The organism is Stenotrophomonas sp. 22692, from assembly GCF_052045015.1.
GTDB lineage: Bacteria > Pseudomonadota > Gammaproteobacteria > Xanthomonadales > Xanthomonadaceae > Stenotrophomonas > Stenotrophomonas geniculata.
Map to the genome: position 1 here is coordinate 42,009 of NZ_JBQEMR010000023.1, position 10,456 is coordinate 52,464.

A 10,456-nucleotide genomic window follows, 5' to 3' on the forward strand; every position below is an offset into this window, starting at 1 on the left:
ATGCCCAACTCGATTCCGACCGCTTCGCCGTCCCGCCTCGGACATTCGCTCAAGCCCCGCCAGCTGATCATGATGGGCCTGGGCAGCGCCATCGGCGCCGGCCTGTTCCTCGGCTCGGGCGTAGGTGTGCAGGCGGCCGGTCCGGCGGTCCTGGTGTCGTATCTGGTCGCCGGCGCGCTGGTGATCATCGTGATGAACGCTCTGGGCGAAATGGCGGCGGCCAAACCGACCAGCGGCGCGTTCTCGGTCTATGCCGCCGATGCCATGGGCGCCACCGCCGGTGCCACCGTCGGCTGGTTGTGGTGGGTGCAGCTGGTGATCGTGATCGCCGCCGAAGCGGTAGGCGCGGCCGGTCTGCTGGCCACGGTCTGGCCAGCAGTACCTGTACCGATGGCGGCGCTGGCCTTCATGCTGTTCTTCACCGCCATCAACCTGCTCGGGGTGAAGAACTTCGGCGAGTTCGAATTCTGGTTCGCCATCCTGAAAGTGGCGGCGATCCTGGCGTTCATTGCCATCGGTGTGGCGCTGCTGATGGGTTGGCTCCCGCAGGTGACCTCGCCTGGGCTGAGCAACTTCACCGAGCATGGTGGTTTTGCGCCGAAGGGCCTGGCCGGGATCGGCGCGGCGTTGCTGGTGGTGGTGTTTGCCTTCGGCGGCACCGAGATCGTGGCCGTTGCGGCGGCGGAGACCGAAGATCCGGAGCGCAGCATCGCCCGTGCCATCCGCACCGTGGCGTGGCGCATCCTGGTGTTCTACATCGGCTCGCTGAGCGTGATCATCGCCGTGGTGCCGTGGACCAGCGAGGCGCTGAAGTCGCCCTTCGCCGCGGTGCTGGACATTGCCCGTATTCCGGGTGCCGGCACCGCCATCACCCTGATCGCTGTGATCGCGCTGCTGTCGGCGCTCAATGCCAACCTCTACGGCGCCTCGCGCATGATGTATTCGCTGGCGCAGCGACGTGAAGCCCCGGCCGTGCTGGGCTGGACCGATCCGCGCCAGGTGCCGGTCATCGCCGTGCTGGCCAGCGTCCTGTTCGGTTTCGCCGCCACGGTGATGGAACTGCTGTTTCCGGACCGGGTGCTGCCGGTACTGCTGAACATCGTCGGTTCGACCTGCCTGCTGGTGTGGACGCTGTCGCTGGTCTCACAACTGGTGTTGCGCCGCCGCGCGGATCGCCTGGGTACCCGGCTGCCGTTCCGCATGGCGGGCTTCCCGTGGCTGACCGTGTGCGCGCTGGGCATCCTGGCGCTGATCTTCGGCCTGCTGCTGAGCGAGGCGCACACCCGTCTGCAGTTCCTGTCGATGGTTGCGCTGACCGCCACGATCGCCGCCGGCAGCGCCATCGCGCGGCGCATGCGCGAGGCGTGATTCTGTAGAGCCGACCCTACGGTCGAGGCTGCTGTTTGCGCGATCGCCAGCCGAGCATGGGCTCGGCTCTACAACAGGCACACACTCCGCGTGGCACTGTGCGCAGGTGGGCCGCCAGCGGCCCGTCGACCGGGAGTACCGCATGCTGCGCAGTCGCCCCTTCCTGATGTTCACCGGCCAGGCCGAGGCCGCCCTGGCCCTGTACGCCGAGGCCTTCGCCGATTTCCGCCTGCTGGCAATGCAGCGCCATCCGGACGGCGCCGGTGCCGGCGTGCCCGGGCAGGTCCGACAGGCCATCTTCCTGCTCGGTGGCACCCACTACCTGTGCTTTGACAGCCTGGACGTGCACGATTTCACCTTCAGCCCGTCGATCTCGCTGTTCGTCGAGTGCTCCGGCGCCGAGCAGTTCGAGCGCGCCGCGCGCGTGCTGGGCGAGGGCGGCCACTGGCTGATGCCGGTGGGCGAGTACGATTTCAGCAACCGCTACGGCTGGGTGCAGGACCGCTTCGGGGTGTCGTGGCAGTTGAGCCTGGGGCAGATGCCGGATCCGTGATCGGTTCAGCCGCTGCGCTCGCCGGGCATGGCCCGGCGCTACCGTAAACGAAAACGGCCCGCTTGCGCGGGCCGTTCCGTCAATCACGCTTCGACTTCATCATCCTTGTAGGCGTCGACCGGGATGCAGGCGCACATCACGTTCTTGTCGCCGTACACGTTGTCGACGCGTGCCACCGGCGGCCAGTACTTGCTCTGCTTCAGGCTGGCCAGCGGGAAGGCAGCCAGTTCGCGCGGGTAGGCGTGGGTCCACTCGCTGGCGGTCACTGCGGTGGCAGTGTGCGGCGCGTTCTTCAGCGGGTTGTCCTCGCGGTCCAGGCGGCCGTCTTCGATCGCGCTGATTTCCTCTCGGATCTGGATCATGGCGTTGATGAAGCGGTCCAGCTCGTGCAGCGACTCACTCTCGGTCGGCTCGACCATCAGCGTGCCGGCCACCGGGAAGCTCAGGGTCGGGGCGTGGAAGCCGAAGTCGATCAGGCGTTTGGCGACGTCCTCGGCACCGATGCCGCTGGTCTTCTCCAGCGGGCGCACGTCGAGGATGCACTCGTGCGCCACCAGGCCGTTGCGGCCGGTGTACAGCGTCTTGAAGTGCGGCGCCAGGCGCTTGGCGATGTAGTTGGCGTTGAGCTGCGCGACCTGGGTGGCCTTGCGCAGGCCTTCGCGGCCCATCATCGCGATGTACATCCAGCTGATCGGCAGGATCGAGGCGCTGCCGAAGCTGGCGGCGCTGACCATGCCGACCGGGCCGTTGTCACCCAGCTTGCCCGGCAGGAACGGCGCCAGGTGCTCCTTGACCGCGCACGGGCCGACGCCCGGGCCGCCGCCGCCGTGCGGGATGCAGAAGGTCTTGTGCAGGTTCAGGTGCGAAACGTCCGAACCCCACTTGCCCGGCTTGGCCACGCCGACCAGGGCGTTCATGTTGGCGCCGTCGGTGTACACCTGGCCGCCGTGCTTGTGGATGATCTCGCAGATCTCGACCACCTCTTCCTCGAACACGCCGTGCGTGGACGGGTAGGTCATCATGATCGCGGCCAGGCGGTCGCTGTACTTTTCGGCGTTGAGGCGGATGTCTTCCACATCGACATTGCCGTTGGCATCGGTCTTGGTGACCACCACCTTCATGCCGCACATCTGCGCCGAGGCCGGGTTGGTGCCGTGCGCCGAATCCGGGATCAGGCAGATGTCGCGGTGGCCTTCGCCGCGCGAGCGGTGGTAGGCGCGGATCGCCAGCAGGCCGGCGTACTCACCCTGCGCGCCGGAGTTCGGCTGCAGGCTGACCGCGTCGTAGCCGGTGCATTCGACCAGCATCGCTTCCAGCGAATCAATCAGTTCCTTGTAGCCCAGCGCCTGGTCGGCCGGCACCAGCGGGTGGATCTGCGAGAACTCCGGCCAGGTCACCGGGATCATCTCGGCGGTGGCGTTGAGCTTCATGGTGCACGAACCCAGCGGGATCATCGTGCGGTCCATCGCCAGGTCCTTGTCGGCCAGCGAACGCAGGTAGCGCAGCAGTTCGTGCTCGCTGTGGTGGGTGTTGAACACCGGATGGGTCAGGAACGCAGACTGGCGCAGCAGGCCGGCCGGCAGCGCGTCGGCGGTGCTTGCGTCCAGCGTATCGATGTCGGCCTGCGCGCCGAACACGGCGGCCAGCGCGACCACGTCGGCGCGGGTGGCGGTCTCGTCCAGGCTGATGCCGACCGAGTCGCTGTCGATCGCGCGCAGGTTGTAACCGGCGGCGCGTGCCTTGGCATGGATCTCATCGGCGTGCACGCCGGTGACGTGCAGGGTGTCGAAGAAGTCGCCACCGACCTGTACGCCGGCGTTGCGCAGTGCCGCAGCCAGGATGGCGGCCAGGCGGTGGGTGCGGCGGGCGATGCGGGTCAGGCCTTCCGGGCCATGGTAGACCGCATACATCGAGGCCATCACTGCCAGCAGCACCTGTGCGGTACAGATGTTGGAGGTGGCCTTCTCGCGGCGGATGTGCTGCTCGCGGGTCTGCAGGGTCAGTCGGTATGCCGGGTTGCCCTGGGCATCGACCGAAACGCCGATCAGGCGGCCCGGCATCGAGCGCTTGTAGGCGTCACGGCAGGCCATGAAGGCGGCGTGCGGGCCACCGAAGCCGAACGGCACGCCGAAACGCTGGCTGTTGCCGACCACGATGTCCGCGCCCCATTCGCCCGGGGCAGCCAGCAGGGTCAGGGCCAGCAGGTCGGTGGCCACGGCCACCAGGCCGCCGCGTGCGTGCACGGCATCGACCAGCGCCTTGTAGTCACCGACCTGGCCGAAGGTGTCCGGGTACTGCAGCAGCAGGCCGAAGGCTTCTGCTTCCAGTGCCTCGGCCGGGGTGCCGACGCGCAGCACGATGCCCATGGGCTCGGCGCGGGTGCGCAGCAGTTCCAGGGTCTGCGGGTGCACGGCATCGTGCACGAAGAAGGTGTCCGACTTCGACTTGGCCGAACGCTTGGCCAGGGTCATCGCTTCGGCGGCGGCAGTGGCTTCGTCCAGCAGCGAGGCGTTGGCGATCTCCATACCGGTCAGGTCGGCGCACAGGGTCTGGAAGTTGATCAGCGCTTCCATGCGGCCCTGCGAGATTTCCGCCTGGTACGGGGTGTAGGCGGTGTACCAGGCCGGGTTTTCCAGGATGTTGCGCAGGATCACGTTCGGCGTGTGGGTACCGTAGTAGCCCTGGCCGATGAAGCTGCGCAGCACGGTGTTCTTGTCGGCGATCGCACGGATCTTCGCCAGTGCCTGCACTTCGGTCATCGACTCCGGCAGCGCCAGCGGCGCCGGCGACTTGATCTTGGCCGGCACGATGGCATCGGTCATCGCATCCAGCGACGCGTGGCCGACGACGTCGAGCATCTGCGCGATCTCGGCATCGTTGGGGCCGATGTGGCGCTCGACGAACGCATTGTGGTGCTCGAGCTCACGCAGGGAAGGGGTGTTCTGGGACATGGCGAAGGATCCGTCAGGAAAGGGCACGCACGGGCACAAGCCGCCGGTCGGCGGTCTGCGGGGCGCCCCTCTGTCCTTTTGCCTGAGAGTTTGGAAGCGCGGAAAACCGCGGCTTCGTGCCCCTTCGGCGCCGGATCGAACCGGTCTCTCCAGAGTTCTGTTACGGGTGGTATCGGGCCTGAGCGATTACGGGCGTTGCGCCTTCGGCAGCGGTGTTCAGCTTCTCCCACCGTGTTGCCCGCCGATTATAGCCCGTTGCGGGCCCGCTGGCCGCGCCCCGGCGCGGGCCCGCGGCTGAATGGCCGATGGCCCGGCCGTGCGTTTTGTGCACCGCTGCATGGCATCGGGCGCAATCCCCACCTATGATGGGCGGATACCCGAATTCATCTGGCGCCGTCCCCGTTGCAGCGGGACCGGCGCCCGCCGTGCGTGCCGCGCATGGCCCTGCCGGACGCTTCCTTCATGACCGCCGCCGTTGCTCCCTCCACCCGCCGCATGGCCCTGCTGCTTGCCGGCCTGGCCATGTTCGGCCCGTTCTCGATCGATACCATCTTCCCCGCGTTCCCGCAGCTGGCGCAGCGCCTGTCGGTGGACGAGGTGGCGGTGCAGCAGACCATCAGCGTGTACCTGCTGTTCTATGGCCTGATGAGCCTGGCGCATGGCCCGCTGTCCGATGCGTGGGGGCGCAAGCGGGTGATCCTCGGTGGCCTGGTGGTGTTCGTCGGCGCCTCGGTCGGCTGTGCGCTGTCCACCGATCTGGCCACGCTGCTGGCGTTCCGCGCGCTGCAGGGCCTGTCGGCGGGTGTCGGCATGATCGTCGGCCGCGCGGTGATCCGCGATCTCTACCATGGCCACGACGCGCAGCGCCTGATGAGCCAGGTGTCGATGCTGTTCGGCATCGCCCCGGCCATCGCGCCGATCATCGGTGGCTGGATCCTGCTCAGTGGCGCCGGCTGGCCGCTGATTTTCTGGTTCCTGGTGGTGTTCGCGCTGGTCCTGCTGGCAGCCACTGCACGCTACCTGCCGGAGACCCATCCGGTCGAAGCGCGCGTGCCGTTGTCGCCGCACGCGTTGATGCGCGATTACGTGCGCATCGGTTTCAACCCGCGCTTCCTGCGCCTGGCGCTGGCCGGCAGCATCGGCTTCGGTGGCATCTTCCTGTACATCTCGTCGGCGCCGGTGTTCGTGATGCAGCACCTGCACCTGGGCGAGGGCGGTTTCGCCTGGTTGTTCATCCCCACCATCGGCGGCATGACCACCGGCTCGTTCCTGTCCGGGCGCATGGCCGGGCACACCACGCCCACCCGCCAGGTCGCCATCGGTTTCAGCCTGTGCGCGCTGTCGGCGCTGCTGAATGTCGGCTACGTGGCGCTGTCGCCGCAGTTCGTGTTGCCGTGGGCAGTGCTGCCGATCTTCCTGGGCGGCATGGGCATGGCGCTGATCTTCCCCATCCTGGCGCTGGCGGTGCTGGACATGTATCCGCACCAGCGCGGCCTGGCCTCGTCGCTGCAGGCCTTCGTGCAGCTGATGATCAGCACCGTGGTGGCCGGCGTGGTGTCGCCGTTGCTCAGTGCCAGCCCGCTGCACCTGGCGCTGGGCCAGGCCGCGTTCTTTGGCGCCGGCTTCGTGTTCTGGTACTGGGAGCACCGGCTTGAGCGCGCGGCGCAGGCAGCCTGCACGGGCGATTGAGCAGCGCGCAGGGGTAGGGCACGCCGCGATGCCCGTAACGCTTGCGGCGAGGAACGACCGGACTAGGCTGGGGACTCCAGCCAGCCGGTGCGTGGATGCACGACAGCCAGCCGATCCGATGTCGTTGCATGAGGTTCCCCCATGGCTGCGCAGCAGACCTACCGCCTGTTCGAGGTGGCGCTGAAGGAGCGCCGCGTTCTTTCTCCTTCCCTGGACCGCATGGTATTCACCGGTGCCGACGTGGCGCGGATGAAGACCGAAGGCCCGGACCAGCGCATCAAGGTGTTCTTCCCCTTGCCCGGCCAGGACGTGCCGCCGGTGCCCAGCGGCGAGGACTGGTATCCGCGCTACCGGGCACTTCCGGACGACCAGCGCCCGCCCATGCGCACCTACACGATCCGGCAGTTGCGTGCCGAGCAGGGCGAGGTCGATGTTGATTTCGTGCTGCATGGCGAGACCGGGCCGGCCTCACGCTGGGCCATCCATGCACGCCCCGGCGACCGTGTGGTGTTGCTGGCTCCCGATGCCGACTGCGCCGACAGCAGCGAAGGTTGGGAATGGAAGCCGCCGGCCGGCGTCGGCCAGGTGCTGCTGGTGGCCGATGAAACCGCGTTACCGGCGGTGGCTGGCATTCTTGAGGAACTGGCGGCCATGGTGGATCCGCCGCGTACGCTGGCGCTGCTGGAAGTGGCGCAGGCCGGCGACGCGGTGCCGCTGAAGGCACCGGCTTCCGCCGAGCTGGTCTGGCTGCCGCGCGGGCGCGCGGCGTACGGGGCGCCTCTGTTGCAGGCGGTGCAGGCGCGGCTGGCAGCGGCCTCGGGCGTGGCTGCCGGCGATGCGCCGGAGGAGATCGACGTCGATACGCAGATCCTCTGGGAACAGGCCGATACCCGCGTGGTCGGGCCGCTGTATGCCTGGGTGGCAGGCGAGGCGGCGGCGGTGATGGCGATCCGTCGTCATCTGGTCCGCGACTGCGGGCTGGATCGCCGCGCGATCAGCTTCATGGGCTACTGGCGGCATGGCAAGGTGCTGGACTGACCGGACTGGATCGAGCACGCGTGAAGCAGCGCTGCGGGCGGGGTGCGCTATCCTTGCGCCCCCCTTCGCAGCGGTACCGCACCATGTCCACCAGTTCCAAGACCCGCCGCGACCAGCGCCGTCGCCAGGAAAAGCAGGCCGTCAACAAGGCCGCCGCGCAGGCGTCGCCGGTGGAACCGCATGCCGAACTGCGCGATGCTCAGCGCACCCTGCTGGCCGGTGTCGTGCGCCGCGACGGCGAATGGGTGCTGGGCATGGACGGCCGCATCGCGGGCCACAGCGAGAGCGCTGCGCAGGTGCTGGCGCTGATCATGCAGGCCGGTGAGCTGCACGAGCGCAATGGCACGCCGGTGCGCCTGATGTACTCCGATGCACTGCGCGATGCCGCACAGGCCGAAGCGCAGGAGAAAGGCCAGACCTTCGAGGAATTCAAGGCCGAGCTGGCCGCGGCGATGGCGGCGAAGAAGAACAGCTGATCGCGCCCAATCTGTAGAGCCGAGCCGTGCTCGGCTTGCCGTGCGCAGCACGGTGGAAACGCAGCCGAGCATGGCTCGGCTCTACAACACGGAGAAGGGGCGGATCCTCGCGGACCCGCCCCTTTTCTCATTTTGCTGCCGGGGCCGCGTTGGCCTGCCAGCCGCACATCTGGCCTTCGTTCTGCTGCTTCAGCCACTCGTTGACCGGGGTGAAGTACTCGATCATCGGGCCGGCATCGAGCTTGTCGGTACCGGTCAGTTCCTTCAGCGTGGCCTGCCACGGCTGGCTGGCACCCTTGCTCAGCATCGCCCAGTACTTCTGGCCGGCTTCCTTGTTGCCGTAGAAGGTGCACTCATGCAGCGGGCCCTTGTAGCCGGACGCGTCGCACAGGCCCTTGTAGAACTGGAACTGCAGGATGCGCGCCAGGAAGTAGCGGGTGTACGGGGTGTTGCCCGGCACGTGGTACTTCGCGCCCGGATCGAAGAACTCTTCGCCACGGGTGGCGGCCGGCGCCACGCCCTGGTACTTGGCTTTCAGGTCCCACCACGCCTTGTTGTAGTTGTCGGCGGTGATCGAGCCATCGAACACGCCCCAGCGCCAACGGTCGATCATCAGCCCGAACGGCAGGAACGACACGCCCGACAGCGCCATGCGCATCTGGTTGTTGATGACCGCCTCGCGGCTTTCGGTCGGCGCATCGACCAAGCCGATCGAGCTGAGGTACTTGGGCGTCATCGCCAGCACGATGGTGTCGCCGATTGCTTCATGGAAGCCATCGTTGGCACCGCCCTGGAACAGCGGCGGCAGCGGGTTGTAGGCCAGGTCGTAATAGATGTGGCCCAGCTCGTGGTAGATGGTGGTGAAGTTCTCTTCGTTCGGCTTGATGCACATCTTGGTGCGCACGTCGCCTTCCATGTTCATGTCCCAGGCGCTGGCGTGGCAGACCACGTCGCGGTCGTCAGGCTTGATGAACTGGGTCTTTTCCCAATAGGACTGCGGCAGCGACGGCATGCCAAGCGACACGTAGAAGTCCTGCGCGCGCTCGGTCATCTGCTTGGCGGTACGCAGTTCGGCCTCACGCTGCGCCTTGTACTGGGCGGCCACGTTGGCGTCCTTGCCGGCCTTGGCCAGCGCCGCGCTCAGGTTGGTCTGGTACTGCTTTTCCAGCGCTGCGGTGATGTCCAGGCTGCCAGCGCCCGGATACGGTTCCAGCTGGTCCCACAGGTTCGACCAGTCCTGCTGCCACATGTTGCCCAGCAGGTGCGCGGCGATCAGGCCGTTGCCCACTTCGGCCTTGTCCTTGCCGTAGGTCTTGTCCAGCTTGCCGCGTGCGTAGCAGTGCAGCTGCTCGTACATCGGCTTGACCTGTTCCCACAGGCGATCGGTTTCCGGGCCGATCTGCTCCGGCGGCATGTCGTAGCCGCTGCGCCACATCTGGCCGGCATCGGTGAAGCCCATGCCCTTGGCACCTTCGTTCACCAGGCCGACGAACTTCTGGTAGTCGCCGCGCATGCTCTTGGTGGTGCTGTGCCACCCCTGCCAGGCGTCGAGCTGCTTGTCGTAATCGCGGCTGCGTGCCAGCACCTGTTCCAGCTCGCCCAGCTGGCGGCAGGAGTTGGGATCGTTGGCGTCGGTGCAGTACTTGCCGGCACCGTAGCTGCCTTCCATGCGGGTGGCGATCTGGGTCAGCTCGGCCAGCTTGGCCGGATCGCGTGGCGCCGGCATCGAGGACATCAGTTTCAGCAGGTGGATCGCGCGCTTGCTGTCCTCGCTCATCGGCTTGCCATCGAACTTGGCGGCCTGCTCGATCCAGCTGTTGAGCTGGGTCAGCGAGCGCTCGTTGGCCTTGGCCGCGATGCGTTCGGAGTCACTGTTGATGTAGGTGGAGGACAGCCACTGCGCCGAGGTCATCTCCGGGTAGGCGGCCTTGAATTCGGCATTGATGCGGGCCACGAACTGGTCGGCGGTTTCGCCGGCCGGGGCGCTGCTGCTGGCGGTATCGGTGCCTGGGGTGGGTTCCTTCTTGCAGGCGGCCAGGGCCAGCGTGGCGGCGGCGACAGCCGAGGCCAGCAGGAGATGACGGTGTTTCACGGGCGGTCCTTGGGTGGTGAACGACGGCCGAAGGCTAGTGGGCCGTCGCTGCCACCGCAAGTGGCGGAAGTCGGCCGGGCGGCGCCCGGCACCCGCAGAGGCTTTCAAGCAACGGCAAAAGGCCGAAGCAACAGCAACAGCGGACTGTCCGTGGTTTGGCGGGGTGGTGTCGGAGTGCGGGGACGCCGCAAGTACGTCCGTGTAGGCTTGGCAGCCGCTTGCTCGTGTGCGCTTTCCTGCGCACACGGCAAGACCGGGGTTGGGCGTCCTGCCCAACCCGCCCGAGGCA

Annotated in this window: 7 protein-coding genes and 1 riboswitch; of the genes, 5 read left to right on the forward strand and 2 right to left on the reverse strand. The window is 67.4% G+C overall.

Features of this window, described 5'->3' with window-relative positions; translation table 11 throughout:
- Both ACTJJM_RS15085 and ACTJJM_RS15090 read left to right on the forward strand, forming a co-directional pair.
- Positions 1 to 1,368 (forward strand): amino acid permease, encoded by a 1,368-nt coding sequence (locus tag ACTJJM_RS15085; protein ID WP_134734760.1) that lies wholly within the window; start codon positions 1 to 3, stop codon positions 1,366 to 1,368.
- 142 nt (positions 1,369 to 1,510) lie between these two features.
- Positions 1,511 to 1,921, forward strand: a complete 411-nt coding sequence (locus tag ACTJJM_RS15090) for a VOC family protein (RefSeq protein ID WP_058980986.1) — start codon at positions 1,511 to 1,513, stop codon at positions 1,919 to 1,921.
- An 83-nt stretch (positions 1,922 to 2,004) separates the two neighbouring features.
- Here ACTJJM_RS15090 and gcvP read toward each other — a convergent pair whose 3' ends face one another.
- Entirely contained in the window at positions 2,005 to 4,872 is a 2,868-nt protein-coding gene (gene gcvP, locus ACTJJM_RS15095; protein WP_440865794.1) for an aminomethyl-transferring glycine dehydrogenase, read from the reverse strand.
- Between the two features lie 60 nt (positions 4,873 to 4,932).
- A riboswitch (glycine riboswitch) is annotated at positions 4,933 to 5,035 on the reverse strand.
- A 299-nt stretch (positions 5,036 to 5,334) separates the two neighbouring features.
- Here gcvP and ACTJJM_RS15100 point away from each other — a divergent pair.
- The 3 genes from ACTJJM_RS15100 (at position 5,335) to ACTJJM_RS15110 (ending at position 8,075) form a co-directional block, all read left to right on the forward strand.
- Positions 5,335 to 6,561, forward strand: a complete 1,227-nt coding sequence (locus tag ACTJJM_RS15100) for a multidrug effflux MFS transporter (RefSeq protein ID WP_134732050.1) — start codon at positions 5,335 to 5,337, stop codon at positions 6,559 to 6,561.
- A gap of 141 nt (positions 6,562 to 6,702) precedes the next feature.
- On the forward strand, positions 6,703 to 7,599 hold the full coding sequence (locus tag ACTJJM_RS15105) for a siderophore-interacting protein (protein ID WP_440865795.1): 897 nt from the start codon (positions 6,703 to 6,705) through the stop codon (positions 7,597 to 7,599).
- An 83-nt stretch (positions 7,600 to 7,682) separates the two neighbouring features.
- On the forward strand, positions 7,683 to 8,075 hold the full coding sequence (locus ACTJJM_RS15110; RefSeq protein ID WP_010482800.1) for a hypothetical protein: 393 nt from the start codon (positions 7,683 to 7,685) through the stop codon (positions 8,073 to 8,075).
- Positions 8,076 to 8,202: 127 nt separating this feature from the next.
- Here ACTJJM_RS15110 and ACTJJM_RS15115 read toward each other — a convergent pair whose 3' ends face one another.
- Complete coding sequence (locus ACTJJM_RS15115) at positions 8,203 to 10,167, reverse strand: M2 family metallopeptidase (RefSeq protein WP_049454910.1); 1,965 nt, start codon at positions 10,165 to 10,167, stop codon at positions 8,203 to 8,205.
- Positions 10,168 to 10,456 lie beyond the last annotated feature (289 nt).